The sequence below is a fragment of the Candidatus Accumulibacter contiguus genome (genome assembly GCF_012940005.1).
Taxonomy (GTDB): Bacteria; Pseudomonadota; Gammaproteobacteria; order Burkholderiales; family Rhodocyclaceae; genus Accumulibacter; species Accumulibacter contiguus.
Genome location: NZ_SPMX01000003.1, coordinates 35,270 through 52,610 on the forward strand (window position 1 = coordinate 35,270; position 17,341 = coordinate 52,610).

Annotated in this window: 19 protein-coding genes, 3 tRNA genes and 1 pseudogene; 3 read left to right on the top strand and 20 right to left on the bottom strand. The window is 59.4% G+C overall.

The genetic code is table 11. From position 1 onward, the window contains the following. Nucleotides 1–2 precede the first annotated feature (2 nt). The 11 genes and pseudogenes from rplV to E4Q08_RS01080 all read right to left on the bottom strand — a co-directional run bounded on the left by rplV (nt 3) and on the right by E4Q08_RS01080 (nt 5,069). On the bottom strand, nt 3–332 hold the full coding sequence (gene rplV / locus E4Q08_RS01030) for a 50S ribosomal protein L22 (RefSeq protein ID WP_169069082.1): 330 nt from the start codon (nt 330–332) through the stop codon (nt 3–5). A gap of 10 nt (nt 333–342) precedes the next feature. Next, a complete protein-coding gene (gene rpsS / locus E4Q08_RS01035; protein ID WP_169069030.1) occupies nt 343–618 on the bottom strand; it encodes a 30S ribosomal protein S19 in 276 nt (91 codons plus the stop codon). Between the two features lie 13 nt (nt 619–631). Further along, complete coding sequence (gene rplB / locus E4Q08_RS01040) at nt 632–1,459, bottom strand: 50S ribosomal protein L2 (RefSeq protein ID WP_169069031.1); 828 nt, start codon at nt 1,457–1,459, stop codon at nt 632–634. Then, the gene (gene rplW / locus E4Q08_RS01045; protein WP_169069032.1) at nt 1,459–1,761 is read right to left on the bottom strand and encodes a 50S ribosomal protein L23; all 303 of its coding nucleotides are present in this window, start codon (nt 1,759–1,761) and stop codon (nt 1,459–1,461) included. The genes rplB and rplW overlap by 1 nt, the downstream gene beginning before the upstream one ends. Continuing rightward, nucleotides 1,758–2,378 (bottom strand): 50S ribosomal protein L4, encoded by a 621-nt coding sequence (gene rplD, locus E4Q08_RS01050; RefSeq protein ID WP_169069033.1) that lies wholly within the window; start codon nt 2,376–2,378, stop codon nt 1,758–1,760. The genes rplW and rplD overlap by 4 nt, the downstream gene beginning before the upstream one ends. Beyond that, complete coding sequence (gene rplC, locus E4Q08_RS01055) at nt 2,379–3,023, bottom strand: 50S ribosomal protein L3 (RefSeq protein WP_169069034.1); 645 nt, start codon at nt 3,021–3,023, stop codon at nt 2,379–2,381. A 115-nt stretch (nt 3,024–3,138) separates the two neighbouring features. Then, on the bottom strand, nt 3,139–3,450 hold the full coding sequence (rpsJ, locus tag E4Q08_RS01060; RefSeq protein ID WP_169069035.1) for a 30S ribosomal protein S10: 312 nt from the start codon (nt 3,448–3,450) through the stop codon (nt 3,139–3,141). A 54-nt stretch (nt 3,451–3,504) separates the two neighbouring features. Further along, nucleotides 3,505–4,697, bottom strand: a pseudogene (tuf, locus tag E4Q08_RS01065) (elongation factor Tu). Between the two features lie 49 nt (nt 4,698–4,746). Next, nucleotides 4,747–4,821: transfer RNA gene (locus E4Q08_RS01070), tRNA-Thr, on the bottom strand. A gap of 39 nt (nt 4,822–4,860) precedes the next feature. After that, nucleotides 4,861–4,934: transfer RNA gene (locus E4Q08_RS01075), tRNA-Gly, on the bottom strand. Nucleotides 4,935–4,987: 53 nt separating this feature from the next. After that, a tRNA-Tyr gene (locus E4Q08_RS01080) sits at nt 4,988–5,069 on the bottom strand. Nucleotides 5,070–5,274: 205 nt separating this feature from the next. Here E4Q08_RS01080 and E4Q08_RS01085 point away from each other — a divergent pair. Continuing rightward, nucleotides 5,275–7,173, top strand: a complete 1,899-nt coding sequence (locus E4Q08_RS01085) for a serine/threonine-protein kinase (protein ID WP_169069036.1) — start codon at nt 5,275–5,277, stop codon at nt 7,171–7,173. A 47-nt stretch (nt 7,174–7,220) separates the two neighbouring features. Here E4Q08_RS01085 and E4Q08_RS01090 read toward each other — a convergent pair whose 3' ends face one another. From E4Q08_RS01090 to E4Q08_RS01110, 5 genes are all read right to left on the bottom strand, one after another. Then, nucleotides 7,221–7,886, bottom strand: a complete 666-nt coding sequence (locus E4Q08_RS01090; protein WP_248594616.1) for an OmpA family protein — start codon at nt 7,884–7,886, stop codon at nt 7,221–7,223. A gap of 50 nt (nt 7,887–7,936) precedes the next feature. Then, complete coding sequence (locus E4Q08_RS01095) at nt 7,937–8,713, bottom strand: uroporphyrinogen-III synthase (protein ID WP_169069037.1); 777 nt, start codon at nt 8,711–8,713, stop codon at nt 7,937–7,939. Beyond that, the gene (gene hemC, locus E4Q08_RS01100; RefSeq protein ID WP_169069038.1) at nt 8,710–9,729 is read right to left on the bottom strand and encodes a hydroxymethylbilane synthase; all 1,020 of its coding nucleotides are present in this window, start codon (nt 9,727–9,729) and stop codon (nt 8,710–8,712) included. The genes E4Q08_RS01095 and hemC overlap by 4 nt, the downstream gene beginning before the upstream one ends. Nucleotides 9,730–9,796: 67 nt before the next feature. Beyond that, on the bottom strand, nt 9,797–10,579 hold the full coding sequence (locus E4Q08_RS01105; protein ID WP_169069039.1) for a LytR/AlgR family response regulator transcription factor: 783 nt from the start codon (nt 10,577–10,579) through the stop codon (nt 9,797–9,799). Continuing rightward, nucleotides 10,576–11,610: a sensor histidine kinase gene (locus E4Q08_RS01110; protein WP_169069083.1), complete on the bottom strand. Its 1,035-nt coding sequence runs from the start codon at nt 11,608–11,610 to the stop codon at nt 10,576–10,578. Before E4Q08_RS01110 ends, E4Q08_RS01105 begins: the two co-directional genes overlap by 4 nt. A 61-nt stretch (nt 11,611–11,671) precedes the next feature. On the opposite strand from E4Q08_RS01110, the gene argH reads away from it, so the two are divergent. After that, entirely contained in the window at nt 11,672–13,057 is a 1,386-nt protein-coding gene (argH, locus tag E4Q08_RS01115; protein WP_169069040.1) for an argininosuccinate lyase, read from the top strand. 18 nt (nt 13,058–13,075) lie between these two features. Further along, on the top strand, nt 13,076–14,362 hold the full coding sequence (locus E4Q08_RS01120; protein ID WP_169069041.1) for a serine/threonine-protein kinase: 1,287 nt from the start codon (nt 13,076–13,078) through the stop codon (nt 14,360–14,362). A gap of 32 nt (nt 14,363–14,394) precedes the next feature. On the opposite strand, the gene E4Q08_RS01125 is transcribed toward E4Q08_RS01120, so the two are convergent. The 4 genes from E4Q08_RS01125 to prfA all read right to left on the bottom strand — a co-directional run bounded on the left by E4Q08_RS01125 (nt 14,395) and on the right by prfA (nt 17,328). After that, complete coding sequence (locus E4Q08_RS01125) at nt 14,395–14,928, bottom strand: hypothetical protein (protein ID WP_169069042.1); 534 nt, start codon at nt 14,926–14,928, stop codon at nt 14,395–14,397. 19 nt (nt 14,929–14,947) lie between these two features. Beyond that, a complete protein-coding gene (grxD, locus tag E4Q08_RS01130) occupies nt 14,948–15,271 on the bottom strand; it encodes a Grx4 family monothiol glutaredoxin (RefSeq protein ID WP_034914457.1) in 324 nt (107 codons plus the stop codon). 71 nt (nt 15,272–15,342) lie between these two features. Then, the gene (gene prmC, locus E4Q08_RS01135; protein ID WP_034914448.1) at nt 15,343–16,182 is read right to left on the bottom strand and encodes a peptide chain release factor N(5)-glutamine methyltransferase; all 840 of its coding nucleotides are present in this window, start codon (nt 16,180–16,182) and stop codon (nt 15,343–15,345) included. Between the two features lie 63 nt (nt 16,183–16,245). Then, nucleotides 16,246–17,328: a peptide chain release factor 1 gene (prfA, locus tag E4Q08_RS01140; protein ID WP_034914451.1), complete on the bottom strand. Its 1,083-nt coding sequence runs from the start codon at nt 17,326–17,328 to the stop codon at nt 16,246–16,248. Between the last annotated feature and the right edge of the window lie 13 nt (nt 17,329–17,341).

A 17,341-nucleotide genomic window follows, 5' to 3' on the forward strand; every position in this document is an offset into this window, starting at 1 on the left:
CCTCAGTTGCCGACGGTCAGAAAAACGTGACAGGTCGGCTTGACGATCCGGTTGCCGCGCCCCTTGGCTCGCGCCGTAAAGCGCTTGAGCACCATGCCTTTTTCGACACAGATAGTCTTTACCTTCAGTTCGTCAATATCGGCACCGACATTGTGTTCGGCGTTGGCAATAGCCGACTCGAGTACCTTCTTGATAATTGCGGCGCCTTTCTTTGGGCTGAACGTCAGAATATTGAGCGCCTTATCGACCGGCAAACCTCGAATCTGATCGGCCACCAGCCGACCTTTCTGGCTCGACAGCCGCACACCGCGCAAAACAGCACGAGTTTCCATATTCATTCCTTTACTTCTTGGCCTTCTTGCCAGAGGTGTGGCCTTTGAAGGTACGGGTCAGAGAAAACTCGCCCAGCTTGTGCCCAACCATGTTCTCGGTGACGTACACCGGAACGTGCTGCTTGCCGTTATGAACGGCAATGGTCAGACCCACGAAATCCGGCAGTACGGTTGACCTGCGCGACCACGTCTTGATCGGGCGCTTGTCGCCCGTCGCACGCACCGCGCTCACTTTATTAATTAGATGGGCATCTGCAAACGGGCCCTTTTTAACGGAACGTCCCATGGTTCTCTATCCCTTAGCGTTTTTGGCGGCGCTGCACGATCATCGACGTCGTGCGCTTGTTGCGACGGGTGCGATAACCTTTGGTCTTGGTACCCCAAGGACTGACCGGGTGCATACCCGCTGCTGTCTTGCCTTCGCCGCCACCGTGCGGGTGGTCGATCGGATTCATTGCGACGCCCCGCACTGTCGGGCGAATGCCGCGCCAACGATTGCCACCGGCCTTGCCTATGGAACGCAGGCTATGCTCTTCGTTACCTACCTCACCGACGGTCGCGCGGCACTCGACATGCACTCGACGAATCTCGCCGGAACGCAAGCGGAGCTGCGCGTGCACACCTTCGCGGGCCAGCAACTGTACCGAGGTACCAGCAGATCGCGCCAACTGTGCGCCCTTGCCAGGTACCATCTCGACGCAATGAATCGTTGTACCAACCGGAATATTACGGATCGGCAAGGTGTTGCCCACCTTGATCGGCGCTTCGGAACCACTGGAGACCTGCTGACCAACGGTCAGACCTTTCGGCGCGATGATGTAACGGCGCTCACCATCGGCGTAACAAAGCAAGGCAATGTTTGCGGTCCGGTTCGGATCATACTCAAGGCGCTCGACCTTTGCCGGAACGCCATCCTTGTTGCGCTTGAAATCAATCAGCCGATAGTGCTGCTTATGGCCACCACCCTGGTGCCGGGTCGTGATCTGGCCGTTGTTATTCCGACCAGCGTTCTTCGATTGTGGCTCGAGCAGTGCGGCAACTGGCTCGCCCTTGTGCAAATCTGCATTGACGACCCGGATGACGGCGCGACGGCCCGGCGAGGTCGGTTTGACTTTGACGAGTGCCATCAGACGCCCCCTCCATCGACGAAATTAATCTCCTGACCCGTCTGCAGACAGACATAGGCCTTCTTCCAGTTCTTGCGCTGACCCATCCTACGGCCAAATTTCTTGTGCTTGCCCTTGACGTTCGCGATCTGTACCGACTTGACGGAAACCTTGAACAGCAACTCGACAGCGCCCTTGACTTCAGGCTTGGTCGCATCGGATAACACACGAAAGATCACCTGATCGTGTTTGTCGGCAATGAAGGTGGCTTTTTCGGAGATCTGTGGTGCGAGCAGCACTTGCATCAGACGTTCTTGATTCATCCCAGGATCTCCTCAAACTTGGCGAGCGCACCTTTGGTCATCAGCACTTTCCGGAACTGGACCAGCGATATCGGGTCGGCTTGCTGGACTTCGACAACCAGGATGTTCGGTAGATTGCGCGATGCCAGGAACACGTTTTCGTCGAGAACATCCGTGATCACGAGCACCGAATCGTAGCCCATGCCCTTGATCTTGGACGCAAAAAGCTTCGTTTTCGGAGCTTCGATGGTGATCCTGTCGACCACCGCCAAGCGATCTTCGCGAACGAGCTGCGAGAGGATTGACGCCATCCCGGCGCGGTACATCTTGCGGTTCAACTTGTGACTGAAGTTCTCGTCCGGTGAACTCGGAAAGACTCGGCCACCACCTCGCCAGATCGGCGAAGATGACATGCCAGCGCGAGCGCGGCCCGTACCTTTCTGGCGCCATGGCTTCTTGGTGGTGTGCCTGACATCCTGGCGATCTTTTTGTCCACGGTTGCCGCTGCGACCGTTCGCCTGATAGGCTACCAAGACCTGGTGGATCAGCGCTTCATTGTATTCGCGGCCGAACAGCGTATCGGAAGCTTCGAGACGGCTCGCTTCCTGACCTTGCTCATTGATCAACTTGAGTTCCATTTATGCCCCCGCCTTGACTGCAGGGCGCACAATCACGTCCGACCCCTTGGATCCTGGAACTGCACCCTTGAGCAACAGCAACTGGCGTTCCACATCGACACGAACGACCTCTAGGTTTTGTTGGGTACGTTTGACAGCGCCCAGATGACCCGCCATTTTCTTACCCGGAAAAACGCGACCCGGATCCTGTGCCATTCCGGTTGAACCGAGCGCCTGATGCGAGACAGAATTGCCGTGCGCAGCACCCTGGGATTTGAAGTGATGCCGCTTGATCCCACCTGAAAAGCCCTTGCCGATGGTCTGACCGGTGACATCAACCTTTTGGCCGACGGCAAAGATGCTGACCGGGATCTGGTCGCCAGGCTGCAACGCAGCGAGGTCGGTAGCGGGAACGGGAAACTCCTTCAAGACGTGACCGGCTTCTACACCCGCCTTGGCAAGGTGCCCCGCGAGAGGCTTATTCACGCGCGATGAACGACGCTTGCCGAAAGCCACCTGAACGACCGAATAGCCGTCGTTCTCCGGCGTTTTGATCTGGGCGACGCGATTATTCGACACATCGAGCACAGTTACCGGGACACTCACACCATCGTCGGTAAAAATGCGCGTCATGCCGACCTTGCGCCCAACAAGGCCTAGACTCATGCTTATTCTCCTCTAACCGGCTACGATTGGCCGGCGAGCGCTGCGAACAAAAACGGGCAGTGATCACTACGCGACTGCCCGGCGAAAGGCGGCGATTATAGCCGCCAGCGGGTGCTTACTGCAACTTAATTTCGACGTCAACACCGGCGGGAAGATCGAGCTTCATTAATGCATCGACCGTCTTGTCGGTCGGATCGATAATATCCATCAGCCGCAGATGCGTGCGGATTTCGAACTGGTCGCGTGAGGTTTTGTCAACGTGCGGGGAACGCAGAATATCAAAACGCTCGATGCGCGTTGGCAGCGGCACCGGACCCCGGACGACGGCGCCGGTGCGCTTGGCGGTTTCAACAATTTCCTGGGCAGACTGATCGATCAAGCGATAGTCGAAGGCTTTCAGGCGAATACGGATTTTCTGGCTTTGCATTATTATTCCAAAGAGCGATCGGTGGAGCCGAAGCCCCACCAGAAATGTGCCGGACTACTCGATGATTTTCGCCACCACGCCGGCGCCGACGGTACGTCCTCCTTCGCGGATCGCAAAGCGCAGGCCTTCTTCCATGGCGATCGGGGCAATCAGCTTGACCGTCATCTGGACATTGTCCCCTGGCATGACCATCTCGACGCCTTCCGGCATGGCGATGGCGCCGGTCACGTCCGTCGTCCGGAAGTAGAATTGCGGACGATAGTTGTTGAAGAACGGCGTATGACGCCCCCCCTCTTCCTTCGACAGACAGTACACCTCTCCGGTGAAATGCGTGTGCGGCTTGATCGAACCCGGCTTCGCCAGCACCTGCCCGCGCTCGACGTCGTCACGCTTGGTGCCGCGCAGCAGCACGCCCACGTTGTCGCCGGCCTGACCCTGGTCGAGCAGTTTGCGGAACATCTCCACACCCGTGCAGATCGTCTTCACCGTCGGCTTGATGCCGACAATCTCGACTTCTTCACCCACCTTGACAACGCCCCGCTCGACACGGCCCGTCACCACCGTACCCCGACCGGAAATCGAGAACACGTCCTCGATCGGCAACAGGAAAGGTTTGTCGATCGCCCGCTGCGGCGTCGGAATGTAGGCATCCAGCGCATCCGCCAGCGCCATCACCGACTGCTCCCCCCAGCGGACCCCGTATCGCCTTCCAGCGCCTTCAGCGCCGAACCCTGGATGATCGGCGTGTCGTCTCCCGGAAAATCGTACTTGGACAGCAGTTCGCGCACTTCCATGTCGACCAGCTCCAGCAACTCGGCGTCGTCCACCATGTCGCACTTGTTCAGATACACGACAACGTACGGCACACCCACCTGACGCGCCAGCAAAATGTGCTCGCGCGTTTGCGGCATCGGGCCATCCGCCGCCGAAACCACCAGAATCGCGCCGTCCATCTGCGCCGCACCAGTAATCATGTTCTTGATGTAGTCGGCGTGACCCGGGCAATCCACGTGCGCATAGTGACGCTTGGACGTCTCGTACTCGACGTGCGCCGTATTGATCGTGATGCCGCGCGCCTTTTCCTCGGGCGCGGCGTCGATCTGGTCGTAGGCCTTGGCAACACCGCCAAATTTCTTCGCCAGAATCGTCGTGATCGCCGCCGTCAACGTGGTCTTCCCGTGATCGACGTGCCCAATCGTGCCGACGTTGACGTGCGGCTTCGTACGCTCAAATTTTCCCTTGGCCATTTACCGGTCCCCAAGACGTTAGAAGTTAATAATCTACAGCACCAAGCAGTGGTGCCCATGGACAGAATTGAACTGTCGACCTCTCCCTTACCAAGGGAGTGCTCTACCGCTGAGCTACATGGGCATCGCTCGAGAAGCTTGAAACATAATTTTGCGGCCAACCTGGAGCGGGTGAAGGGAATCGAACCCTCGTCATAAGCTTGGAAGGCTTCAGCTCTACCATTGAGCTACACCCGCAAAAGCATTGCCCGAAGAACGATTTGACAGCATCACCAACAGCGGCGTTTCTGTGGAGGGAGAAGGATTCGAACCTTCGAAGGCAGAGCCGTCAGATTTACAGTCTGATCCCGTTGGCCACTTGGGTATCCCTCCAGCTAACAACCCATAATTCTGACGCCACATTAAAGAACTGTCAAACCATTTTTTTGGCCAACAAGAAATTATAACCCAGCCAGGGTTTCCTCGCCTAGTTCTTTAGTTCTTTCCTCACGGATCGTGCGTCTATCATTTTGCCGTGCAAGTAAACTTGCGGCAGAATGTTAAGCTTGGTGTTGTCGCCTCGAATACAAGGAACCTGATGTCTGAACCGGAAGACTACGATCCGACTTGGTCCGTACGCACACAAGCGGCGCCATCGCCTCCGGCAGTTGAGGCGGCAGCGGGCGGTGACATTGTCGGCAACGCCCTGCGACTGGGTACCAAGATCGGCGAATTCGAGATCACCGACCTGATCGGGATAGGTGGCTTCGGGATCGTCTACCTCGCTCACGATCACTCGCTTGGACGTAACGTCGCGCTCAAGGAATATATGCCCTGGTCCCTGGCAGCGAGAGTCGACGGCCTGACCGTCGTAGTCAAGTCGGCTCGCCTGGCGGAAACCTTTGCGATCGGCTTGCGAAGCTTTGTCAATGAAGCGCGGATGCTGGCACAGTTCGATCATCGCTCGCTGGTCAAGGTGTATCGCTTCTGGGAAGCCAACGGAACGGCCTACATGATCATGCCGTTCTACGAGGGCGTTACCCTCAAGCACGCCCTGCAGAAGATGCCGGGGCCGCCGGACGAGGACTGGCTGAGGGCCGTGATCGACCCCTTGCTCGAAGCTCTGGAAGTTCTTCACAAGGAGAACTGTTTCCACCGCGACATTGCCCCGGACAACATTCTCTTGCTGGCCGACGGCCGCCCGGTACTGCTGGATTTCGGTGCGGCCCGGCGGGTGATCAGCGACAGGACGCAAGCGCTTACGGTGATCCTCAAGCCGGGTTATGCGCCCCTGGAGCAGTATGCCGAGGAGTCGCATGATAAACAGGGTGCGTGGACCGACATCTATGCCTTGTCGGCCGTGGTTTACAACGCGATTACCGGACGGCCGCCGACGCCGTCGGTCGGCCGAACGATCAAGGATACGATGGTGCCGCTGACGCAGGCTGCCGCTGGTCGTTACAACGAAGGCTTCCTGCACGCCATCGATCGCGGTCTGGCGGTCAGACCCGAGGATCGCCCGCAAACGATTGCCGAGTTCCGTAGCCTGCTGGCAAAAAAAGAGAGGCCAAACGGCAAGCCACCTGGCCTGCCCCCGGAGACCGTGACGCCGATGAGCAGTGGGCCGGTAACGGAGAAACGCAGCAAGGTGGCACTCTATACTGGCTTGGCAGGTGCGATGATTTTGATTGCCGGTGGCGCGTTCTACGCCATCAGGTCGACTCCGGACAGCACACCGCCGCAGGCGCCCCCCGCTGCGCTGGCTCCGTCAGCTACCACCGAAGCGCGTTCTGCAGGTACCTCGGTGACGCAGCAGGCGACGGCTGCCAAGCCTGCCACGGCTCCTGCCGAGTCATCGGCAACTCCGACAGCGCATATTCAGACGGCGGACAAGAAGGGACTGACCGAGCAGCAATTGGTGGAACTTCTGCTTGGCAAGAATGGCACGACCAGCCCTTCAGATGGCACCGTCAAGCCGTTTGACCCGGTCGACATGCTGCAGGAGATTTATCAACAGCGCGACCAGGAGCACGTCGTGGCAGTGGTGCCGGAGAAGGCAAAGGTGAGGATCGACCAGGACAAGCTTCGCTTCCGCGTGAGTTCGCTCAAGCCGGGCTATCTGTACATCCTGATGGTGGGTACTGACCACAAGCAGTTCAACCTGCTTTTTCCCAATGCCATCGACGCCGACAACGGGATTGCCGGCGACGGAGAACTGAATCTGCCTCGGCCCGGTTGGGCGATGACTGCGGCTGGGCCGCCAGGGGTCAATCGTTTCGTCGCCATCGTTTCGGAAAACCGTCGGGACTTCACTGCCGCCGGTCTTAAAAAGGTCGATCCCTTTGCCGAGTTCCCGATCAAAGTGGCCGAGCGAATCGCGCGCGAGCCACGTTCCGGTGCCGGCAATCCTTTTGCCGGCAAGGTGGTTTGCCCGGCCGGTCGCCGCTGCTCTGCCAGCTATGGCGCGGCGCTCTTCGCGATCGAAGAGGTGAACTGAGTGGCGCCACCTACCGCGGGGGGGCGCCCGAAAAGCTTTGCCTGCCTTTATTTGTCGAGCCGCTTGATCGTCACACGGCGGTTTTCCGGAGCGTCAGGACGGGCTGGATTGAGCAGTTCGGTCGGTCCCTTGCCAACGGGTTTGAGGCGGCTCCGTTCGACCTGGTGGCTATCGGACAAATAGCCAACGACGCTTTCGGCGCGTGCCTGCGATAACTTCAGGTTGAGTTCGTCGCCGCCGCGCGGATCAGAATGGCCCTCGATGGTGAAACTGAAGGGGACAAGCTTTTCCGAATTCAATGCGCGACCCACGACATCCAGAGACTGCTTGCCTTTCGGCGTGAGAGTTGCCGAGTTGGTCTCGAAAATGATCAGCAATGATGCCGCCGCCGGCTTGCTGGCTGTCGGCGAACTCTCCTCGCGCATGACGTTGATCGAGCGTGATTTCGGCCTCGCTGGCCTCGCTGCCGTCTCCGGAGCGAGCATATCGATCAGCGCTCGCTCGTTGATTTCCTCGGGCCTGAGCACATATTCACCCTGCGCGTACGAGACCATCGGTGCCAGCGCACAGAACAAAAATCCCATAAGTCTGACGTATTTCATGTGATCACTCCCAGAACACAATTCCACATTGATCGAAATCAACCTCGTGCACCATGCTGTCGGCAGCATCGTCACAGTGTAGTGTACTGTTAACCCGCCCGCAGCATCCATCTACAAAATTATCCCGACGCCAGCCGCATCGAACCTCCTCGCTTCTTCGTTCATGATCGCTGCCAATCATGGGTGCGCAAAGCCGCGATGATCCCTGCATCGGCTGCTCCGGTCAGGATCACCCGCTGCATGGCAAGCGCCTGCGCCAGTTCGGCGATACGCTGGTGTGGCACGAACATCGGCGTACTGCGCAGCAAGGAGCGCGCCGGCGCGTCGAGCAGATCGACCAGATTACGCAAGCCTTCGCTCGATGAAATCGTCAGCGCGTCGAGTTGGCCTCTGCGCCATAGTGCCTGCAGCGGGGCCGCGTCAGCCGGTGCCGAGCGCTGGTAGCAACTCACCTCATCGACTTCGGCGCCCCGTTCACGCAGCGTATCGGCCAACAGCCCACGGCCACCATTGCCGCGAAAGATCAGCACACGCTTGCCAGCGACGCATACTCGCTGCATTTCCGGAAGTTCGAGCAGCGCCTCCGAATCGAAGCGCTCGACCGGTGCCAGCGCATTACCAATCCCATAACGGGCGAGCAGCGCGACGCTGCTCTGGCCAATCGCCACCGCTCGCAGACCCGACGGCCACCCCTGGCTGGCAAGAATCGCCGGCAGACTGAAATCGACGGCATTCGGGCTGATGAAGATTGCCAGCGAATAGTTTCCGAGGCGCACGATCGCCGCCTGCAAGGGAGCAGGGTCGGCAAGCGGAGTAATCTCGAGCAGTGGAAAGATCACCGGCTCGCCACCCTGCTCGGCAATCCAGTCAGCCAGACGCGTCGCCTGTGCGCGCGGGCGCGTCACGACGATCGTCCGGCCTCGCAAGGACTTCGTCATTGGCCGACTGCGAGCTTCTCGAGGATGGCATCCGCCCCCTGCTCACGCAGCCTCTGCGCGAGCCTGCGACCGATCGACTCGTCATCTTCCGGCGCGCCGTGCAGGTCCCCGGCGACCATCTGCCTGCCGTCCGGCGTCGCGATGAAGCCACGCAGCCAGAGGCGACCGTTCTCGAGCACTGCGTAGGCAGCGAGCGGCAGCTGGCAGCTACCGCCCAGGGCACGCGAAAAAGCCCGTTCGGCGCGCACGCAGTGCGCGCTCTCATGGTCATTGAGCGGTCCCAGCAGCGCCATGATGTCGGCACGCACCGACGCGACCTCGACTCCGAGGACTCCTTGCCCTGGTGCCGGCAGCGACTGCTCGGGCGTCAGGAGGGACCTGATCCGCGCCGCCAGGCCCAGCCGAATCAGACCCGCGGCAGCAAGGATGATCGCATCATACTCACCGGCATCGAGCTTTCTGAGCCGCGTATCGAGGTTGCCGCGCAGGCCACGGATCACGAGTTGCGGATATCCGGCACGCAGGATTGCTTCGCGACGCAGGCTGGAGGTGCCGACCAGGGCTCTGGCCGGCAACTCGTCGAGTCCGGCAAAGCGGTTCGAAACAAAGGCATCACAAGGATTTTCACGCGCCGAGATGGCCGCAAGGACGAAGCCATCCGGCATTTCCATCGGCAGATCCTTCATCGAATGCACGGCGAGGTCGGCGCGGCCCTCCTGCATCGCGACCTCGAGTTCCTTGATGAACAGCCCTTTACCGCCGATCGCCGACAAGGGGCGGTCGAGAATCTGGTCGCCGCGAGTGGTCATGCCGAGGATCTCGACGCAACTCTGTGGGTATAATTCCATCAGGCGACTGCGAACGTGCTCCGCTTGCCATAGGGCAAGGCGCGACTCACGCGAGGCAATGACAATATGCGAATGAACTGGCTTTGCTGAGTTCAAGGCAGGATTCCGGTTATGTAAAGCCGTACCGCCGACACGCGCAGGCAGCTTCGTCGCCAACCATGCCGACATCAAGAGCAGGATTCTAGCATGCCTGCGAACCCCGTTTGGCGAGGCCAATCGCTGGATGTGTGGACGATCAGGGAGCGAAATGATGGGCGAAGGACTTGACCAGCGGCCACTGCCGGCGACTGACGGGAAGCCGTTCAGGAATGTCGCGCAGCATTGCCTGCCACTGCGTCTCGGCATCGTCGGAGCCACTCTTCTCGAAACCGACAAGCGCCTCCCTGGCGACCAGAACGCTGCGGTGCAGGCGGAGAAACTGCTCGCCAAACTCCTGTTCGAGATGAGACAGCGACTCGTCAAGTAGGTATTCCCGATCACGGGTACGCGCTGTGACGTACTTCAGGTCAGCTTTGAAGTAAATGATCCCGGCCACTGGAATCAGCAGCAAACGACCACGTTCGTGGCAGGTGAGGTGGCTGCGGGCCGCCGGTTGCAGCGGAGCAGGTGACCTTGATGTAGGCGGCCGTAGTGGTCGAACCTTCTGTAAGGCGGCGAGCAAACGCTGCGCCCGCACCGGTTTCAATAGATAGTCCACGACGTTGAGTTCGAAGGCTTGCACCGCGTATGCATCAAAGGCAGTGACAAAGATTACCGCCGGCGGCTGTGCAAGTTCCGACAGACGACGCGCGAGCGCAATTCCGTCCATCCTGGGCATCTGAATGTCGACCAGAGCGACGTCCACCGGTCGGCTGGCGACCGCTGCCAGGGCGAGCAAGCCGTTCTCTGCTTCGGCAACGAGTTCGTTGGGCAGCACCGGTGCAAGATCAGCCAGCAGATCCCGCAAGCGCACGCGCGCGGGCGCTTCATCATCGACAATCATCACGGAAAGGACGCCGGGCGAAACTACGGGAATCATGGCGAGTGATCGCGACAAGGGAGAACGATATGTACCCGATACTCGCGCTGACCGTCTACGAGGAGCACTTTATCGATCTCGATACGGGCTTCCAGATCGTAGTACAGTGCCAGCCGTTCGCGAATGTTATCCAGTGCCATGTGGTTGCCACGCTGATGCTCGGCATCGCCGCCGCAGGGATTGACGAGGTCGATGTGCAATTCGTAGCCACGCCGCAGCATGCGAATACGAATCGTACCGCTCTCCCCGGAAGGTTCGATACCGTGATAGACGGCATTCTCCAGCAACGGTTGCACCATCAGCGGCGGCACCTTGAGATTGGCCGGCAGATCAGTCACCTCCCATTCGACGTTCAGACGTTCGCCAAGACGCAGCTTTTCGAGGTCAAGATACTGCCGACACAAAGCCATCTCTTCGGCCAGTGGGATCAGTTCCCGATGGTCACGCATGAACGCCCGAAAGAGTTCGGCCAACTCTTCAAGCGCTGTCTCGGCGCGCCTCGGATCAAGACGAATCAGCGAGATGATGGCATTCAGACTGTTGAACAGGAAATGCGGCCGGATGCGAGCGGTCAGCGATTGCAGGCGCGCTTCGACAAGCGCTGGCGACAATGCGCTGGCGCGCAAGGCCAAGTAGAACAGCATCAACGCCGCCGCCGCCCCGCCGAGCAGGCCGGCTCTCAGCAGGCGCGACCAGCCACCCTCGTCGAAGGTCAGAAAGCGCCAGAGATCGGACAGGAGGATCGCTGAACCGGCGGCCAGCAGCACCACCAGCGCCCGTCCGATCCAGATGGCAGGGTGCCGCAAGCGCTTCCCGAGCAGTGCCAGAAGGGTCAGGTTGAAGAGCAGCAAGGGTTGCACCCAGACGGCCAGTTCGCTGTAACGCTGCACACTGTCGCCAACCCCTTCGCTCTGCACCAAGGCCGCGAAAAGTGCCAGCAGGTTTACCCCGAGCAGGATGCGCAGTATGACTCCGGCATTACGGAAATCCGGCAACGGCTGACCGGCCAGGTTTTGCTTTATACTTGTCATCACTCGAAATGGCGCCTGCACAAGGTTCTACGAGTGATTTTAGCCCAGGAACCTGTACCTTATGAGCCAATCGGATTCTTCCCTCTATACATGGGCCGGCCGTTTCTCCGAGCCGATGTCCGACCTTGTCAAGCGCTACACGGCATCGGTGGATTTCGACTGGCGAATGTGGCGTCAGGACATTCGTGCCTCGCTGGCACACGCCACGATGCTGGCCCGACAGAACATCATCAGCACCAACGATCTGGCCGATATCGAGCGCGGTATGGCGCAGGTGGTGAGTGAAATCGAGACCGGCAACTTCGTCTGGTCACTTGACCTCGAAGACCTGCACCTGAACATCGAGAAGCGCCTGACCGCTCTCGTCGGCGACGCCGGCAAGCGCCTGCATACCGGCCGCTCACGCAACGATCAGGTCGCCACCGACATTCGTCTGTATCTGCGTGACTCCATCGACGACATCGTCATCCTGCTCGGCAAATTCCAGGACAGGCTGCTCGATCTTGCTGAAAAGGAAGCGGCCACGGCGCTGCCCGGCTTCACCCACCTGCAGGTCGCGCAGCCGATTACCTTCGGCCATCACCTGCTGGCCTATTTTGAAATGGTGCGACGTGACGCCGAGCGCTTTGCCGACTGTCGCCGACGCACCAACCGTTTGCCCCTCGGTGCGGCCGCCCTGGCCGGTACCACCTATCCGATCGATCGTCAGTTCGTCGCAGATTTGTTGGGTTTTGACGGGGTTTGCGAAAACTCGCTCGATGCCGTTTCCGACCGCGACTTTGCGATCGAATTCTGTGCCGCCTGCGCATTGCTGATGATGCACATCTCGCGCCTGTCCGAAGAACTGGTCCTGTGGATGAATCCTCGTTTCGGCTTCATCAGGCTCGCTGATCGATTCTGTACCGGCAGCTCGATCATGCCCCAGAAGCGGAATCCCGACGTACCCGAGTTGGCGCGCGGCAAGACCGGCCGCATCTACGGTCATCTGACGGCCTTGCTGACGCTGATGAAAGGCCAGCCTCTGGCCTACAACAAGGACAACCAGGAAGACAAGGAGCCGCTGTTCGACACCATCGACACGGTCAACGATACCCTGCGCATCTTTGTCGAACTGATTCCCGGTATCACCACCAACCCGGAAAACATGCGTGATGCCTTGCGCCAGGGATTTGCCACCGCCACCGACCTGGCCGACTACCTGACCCGCAAGGGCCTGCCTTTCCGCGATGCCCACGAGGCCGTCGGCCTGGCCGTTCGCCGCGCCGAAGAACTCGGTGTCGACCTGGCGCAGCTTTCACTCGGAGAACTGCAGCGCTTCTCAACGCGGATTAGCGACGATGTGTTTGCGGTACTGAGCATCGATGGGTCGCTGGCGGCGCGCCGCCACGTTGGCGGCACGGCACCGGAACAGGTTCTGGCGGCGATCGCGCGCGCGCGTCGCGGCTAGGCACCCCACCTTGCTGGCATGGAGAAGATCGGCAAATACACACTTGTCCGGGAAATCGGCCATGGCGCAACGTCTACCGTCTACCTCGGGAACGACCCTTTCAGCCAGCGCGAGGTCGCGGTCAAGGTCGCCTTTCCGGACATTCTGAGAGATCCCAAACGGGGCAGGCTATACACACATATCTTTCTCAATGAGGCCGCACTGGTCGGCAAGCTGTCGCACCCGCACATCGTCCAGACTTATGACGCGGTGGTCGACGATCACCTCTGTTATATCGTCATGGAATATGTAGCGGGCGGCACGCTGGAGACAGCCTGTGCAGCCGGTCGGCTGCTGTCATTCGAGCGCATCGTCGAGATCATTTTCAAATGCACGCGAGCGCTCGATTTTGCATTCCGGGCCGGCGTCATTCATCGTGACATCAAGCCAGCCAATATCCTCGTCGAGGGTTCAGACCCGAACGTGGGCGAGATCAAGATCTCCGATTTCGGCGCCGCGATCATTGGCTCGCCCGATCGCACCCTGATTCTCGGCATGGGGTCGCCAGCCTACATGTCACCGCAACAAGTGAAAGATCACACACTCGATCACCAGACCGACATCTATTCTCTCGGCGTTGTCATGTACCAGTTACTGACCGGACAACTTCCATTTCAGGCCCGCAACAGTTATGACCTGATCTACCAGATCATCCACTCGGAGCCGCGCCGGCCTTCGGCGCTACGCCCGGATATTCCGTTGTCGTTGGACAACATCGTCGCGCGCGCGATGAGCAAGAAACTCGAGAACCGTTACGCTAACTGGGCAGAGTTCGCACGCGATCTGGCGCAGACTTGCCGCGGCCGAAGCCTGGACGTTCCCGCTGAGCAGATGGCGGATGTCGAAAAATTCGACACCCTGCGTGCGTTCGCCTTCTTCGCGGATTTCTCTGATGTCGAGCTTTGGGAAGTGCTGCGTTTTTCTCAATGGATCCGCGTTTCTCCTGGTGAGGTGATCATTCAGGACGGCAACGTCGGCGATTGTTTCTATTTCCTCGCCGAAGGTGAACTGAAGGTCCTCAAGAACGGCATGATCCTTGATCTGCTGACCACCGGAGAGTGTTTCGGAGAGATGGCGGTGATCGGCAAAGCGAACTCGACACGTGGCGCGGATATTGTCGCTCTGACCGATGGCAAGCTGGTGAGGATTACCGAAAGCGCTTTACAGGACGCTTCCGCTGCCTGTCGAATGCATTTCTACCAATCTTTTCTGGCTGTCCTCAGCGCGCGCCTGACATCGTCGAACGTCCGTCTGGTGTCCTTCTGAGGCATCCCCAAGATGCGCCAGCCAGCGGACCACTAGTGACCGCAAAATGGAGCCACACCGTTGACGCCCATCAGGGCCTGCCTTTGGTAGCTCGTGCGAACGATGCCGGTAGTGCCATCGAATAGCACATCGAAGCGTGCAAGCTGGTTCCACGCGTCGCAAAACTGCCACTCCCAGACCAGTTCGTCGCGCGCCTTGAAGTAGTTGGTCCACTGCGGCACGGGTGGACCGATCAGACGCAGCACCGACTCCTGGTCGCTCTTCCCCGGCTCGATGCGAGCGAAATGCTCCATGTCGAGTACCGCCTCAATCTGCCGCAGCCGCCCATCGGGATCGATGAAGACCATGAATGTCTGAGCACCTGCCGGCCCACGCGGATACGCCAGTTGCTCGCTGCCGTCAGCGTTCTTCCAGCGGAGTGCCGGCGCGCCCATCGTCGCCATCACTTCCGGCAAGGTCGCCACACCTGGCTGCAGACTCCAGCCGCTGTAGCCGGCGCAAGCCGATAGCAGGGATACACTGACCACGGCCCACAGGTATTGCCAGCTCGAGCGTTCAGTATCCATCTCGCGCTTCGACCATCCGTCAGAGCGGATCGGCGAGCCCTTCGAACAGTTTCTGCAACTCACCCTCTTCATACATCTCGCGCATGATGTCGCAGCCGCCGATAAACTCGCCGCGCACGTAAAGCTGCGGAATCGTTGGCCAGTTGGCATATTCCTTGATACCGTTGCGAATCTCCGCATTCTCCAGCACATCCACGCTGAGGAAGCCGGAAACACCACAGGCTTTCAGAATCTGCACGGTGACCGCTGAAAAACCACATTGCGGAAATTGTGGCGTCCCCTTCATGTAGAGGACCACCGGATTATTCGTGACCTGCTCCTTGATCAGTTGCTGCACATCCATCATCAAACCTCGTCATTACTATAGTTGATAGAAACAATCGGGATTAGTGTACCGCTTGACACCACCCATCGTCAACGCAGACAAGCACCGCTGACTCGTTCGACCTGCGACAGATCCAGCCAGGAAGCCACGTCGGACAAGCCTGCACTCCACAACAGATTACGCACATCGGCTGACTGATTGTAACCGTGTTCGATCAGCAGCCAGCCATCCGGCAGCAGATGTCTGGCTGCACCGCCGATGATTGCGCGAATACAGGCCAGACCGTCGCCGCCAGCGACCCCATCGCTTAGCGCCATCTGCGGCTCGAAGGGCAGACCGTTCTGCTGCAGATGCGGATCTGCATACGCAACATAAGGTGGGTTGGCAACAATCAGGTCGAAACGCGCCTCGCCGAGCGGTGCGTACCAGTCACCAGCAAAAAAGCTCACCTCCGCCGCATGCCGTGCGGCGTTGCGGCCGGCCACTTCGAGCGCCGCCAAAGACAAGTCGACCGCGCTGACAGTGGCTGCCGGGTACAGGCACTTGAGGGTCACCGCCAGTACCCCGCAACCCGTACCGAGATCAACAATCCTCGGTGCGGGTAATGACTGCAGTCGTTGGATTGCCAGTTCGACCAGCAGTTCCGTTTCGGGACGTGGAATCAGCACTGCCGGGCTGACCTGAAACTCGAGCGTGTAAAATTCTGCCGAGTTCACCAGATACGCCAGCGGCTCTCCGCCAGAACGACGCTTGACGAGTGCCGCGAGTCGAGCCACCTGATCGGTCGACAAGGCTCGGGTCGGTCGTACCAGCAGGTCGACATGCGTACAATCGGCAACATACTCGACGAGCAAACGCGCATCCAGTCGATCAATGCTCTGGCTGGCCACACGCCAGGCCTCGCCGATGCTCGTCACCAGCCGCAGCATTCAGCGCAGGCCCATTGGCCCTGGCCACTGCCCAAGACACGCATCAGGGTCTGAGCGATCGCTTCATGCGCTCTCGGCGAGCATCGCCAGCTGATCAGCCTGATACTCTGCGGTCAGCGCAGCGATCAGCTCATCGAGATCGCCGTCCATGACCGCCTCCAGCTTGTACAGCGTCAGGTTGATGCGGTGATCAGTCACTCGCCCCTGCGGGAAATTATAGGTTCGAATTCGCTCCGAGCGATCACCACTGCCAATCAGATTCCTGCGCGCCGACGCGATGTTCGCATGTTGCTCACGTTCCTGCATGTCCCGGATACGCGCCACCAGCACGGACAGCGCCTGCGCCTTGTTCTTGTGCTGCGACCGATCATCCTGACATTCGACGACGATGCCCGTCGGCAGATGAGTGATGCGTACGGCCGAATCGGTCTTGTTGATGTGCTGCCCGCCCGCCCCTGAGGCCCGATAGGTATCGATGCGAATCTCGGTGGGATTGATCTGTACCTCCTCCAGTGCATCGGCTTCGGGCATCACCGCCACCGTACAGGCGGATGTGTGGATACGGCCTTGCGTCTCGGTATCCGGAACACGCTGCACGCGATGAGCACCCGACTCGAACTTGAGTCTGGAGTAGACGCCATTCCCGATAATGCGCGCAATGACTTCCCGGTACCCGCCGAGGTCCGAAATACTTGCGGAAACGACATCCACTTGCCAGCCCCGGCGCTCGGCATAGCGCGTGTACATGCGGAACAGATTGCCTGCAAACAGTGCTGATTCGTCACCGCCCGTGCCGGCGCGAATTTCAAGAAAGACATTGCGATCGTCCTTGGCATCCTTCGGCAGCAATAGTTTTTGCAGTTCTGCCTCGATCTCCGGCAGGCGTTCCCTGGCACCTGCCACTTCAGCTTCAGCCAATTCCCGCATCTCCGGATCAGCCAGCATATCGAGCCCCGCAGACAGATCAGACTGGAGCTGCCGCCAGGCCTGAAACAGGGAAACCACCGGGCCCAGTTCGGCATGCTCGCGCGACAGTTTGCGGTACTCGTCCATGTCGCGTGTCGCCTCGCCACTGGCCAGCATGCGGTCGATCTCGTCGAGACGACCGGTCAGATGCTCAAGTTTGTCGCAAATACTCTGGTTCATTAGCGTGAAAGTC

Excerpts from the sequence above, each read along its gene's own strand:
- rplV (WP_169069082.1), bottom strand. The coding sequence starts at position 332 with ATGGAAACTCGTGCTGTTTTGCGCGGTGTGCGGCTGTCGAGCCAGAAA.
- rplC (WP_169069034.1), bottom strand. The coding sequence starts at position 3,023 with ATGAGTCTAGGCCTTGTTGGGCGCAAGGTCGGCATGACGCGCATTTTT.
- prfA (WP_034914451.1), bottom strand. The coding sequence starts at position 17,328 with ATGAACCAGAGTATTTGCGACAAACTTGAGCATCTGACCGGTCGTCTC.
- prmC (WP_034914448.1), bottom strand. The coding sequence starts at position 16,182 with ATGCTGCGGCTGGTGACGAGCATCGGCGAGGCCTGGCGTGTGGCCAGC.
- rpsJ (WP_169069035.1), bottom strand. The coding sequence starts at position 3,450 with ATGCAAAGCCAGAAAATCCGTATTCGCCTGAAAGCCTTCGACTATCGC.
- E4Q08_RS01110 (WP_169069083.1), bottom strand. The coding sequence starts at position 11,610 with ATGACAAGTATAAAGCAAAACCTGGCCGGTCAGCCGTTGCCGGATTTC.
- rpsS (WP_169069030.1), bottom strand. The coding sequence starts at position 618 with ATGGGACGTTCCGTTAAAAAGGGCCCGTTTGCAGATGCCCATCTAATT.
- grxD (WP_034914457.1), bottom strand. The coding sequence starts at position 15,271 with ATGGATGTGCAGCAACTGATCAAGGAGCAGGTCACGAATAATCCGGTG.
- rplD (WP_169069033.1), bottom strand. The coding sequence starts at position 2,378 with ATGGAACTCAAGTTGATCAATGAGCAAGGTCAGGAAGCGAGCCGTCTC.
- rplB (WP_169069031.1), bottom strand. The coding sequence starts at position 1,459 with ATGGCACTCGTCAAAGTCAAACCGACCTCGCCGGGCCGTCGCGCCGTC.
- E4Q08_RS01120 (WP_169069041.1), top strand. The coding sequence starts at position 13,076 with ATGGAGAAGATCGGCAAATACACACTTGTCCGGGAAATCGGCCATGGC.
- argH (WP_169069040.1), top strand. The coding sequence starts at position 11,672 with ATGAGCCAATCGGATTCTTCCCTCTATACATGGGCCGGCCGTTTCTCC.
- rplW (WP_169069032.1), bottom strand. The coding sequence starts at position 1,761 with ATGAATCAAGAACGTCTGATGCAAGTGCTGCTCGCACCACAGATCTCC.
- hemC (WP_169069038.1), bottom strand. The coding sequence starts at position 9,729 with ATGTCGGCATGGTTGGCGACGAAGCTGCCTGCGCGTGTCGGCGGTACG.
- E4Q08_RS01125 (WP_169069042.1), bottom strand. The coding sequence starts at position 14,928 with ATGGATACTGAACGCTCGAGCTGGCAATACCTGTGGGCCGTGGTCAGT.
- E4Q08_RS01085 (WP_169069036.1), top strand. The coding sequence starts at position 5,275 with ATGTCTGAACCGGAAGACTACGATCCGACTTGGTCCGTACGCACACAA.
- E4Q08_RS01090 (WP_248594616.1), bottom strand. The coding sequence starts at position 7,886 with ATGGATGCTGCGGGCGGGTTAACAGTACACTACACTGTGACGATGCTG.
- E4Q08_RS01095 (WP_169069037.1), bottom strand. The coding sequence starts at position 8,713 with ATGACGAAGTCCTTGCGAGGCCGGACGATCGTCGTGACGCGCCCGCGC.
- E4Q08_RS01105 (WP_169069039.1), bottom strand. The coding sequence starts at position 10,579 with ATGATTCCCGTAGTTTCGCCCGGCGTCCTTTCCGTGATGATTGTCGAT.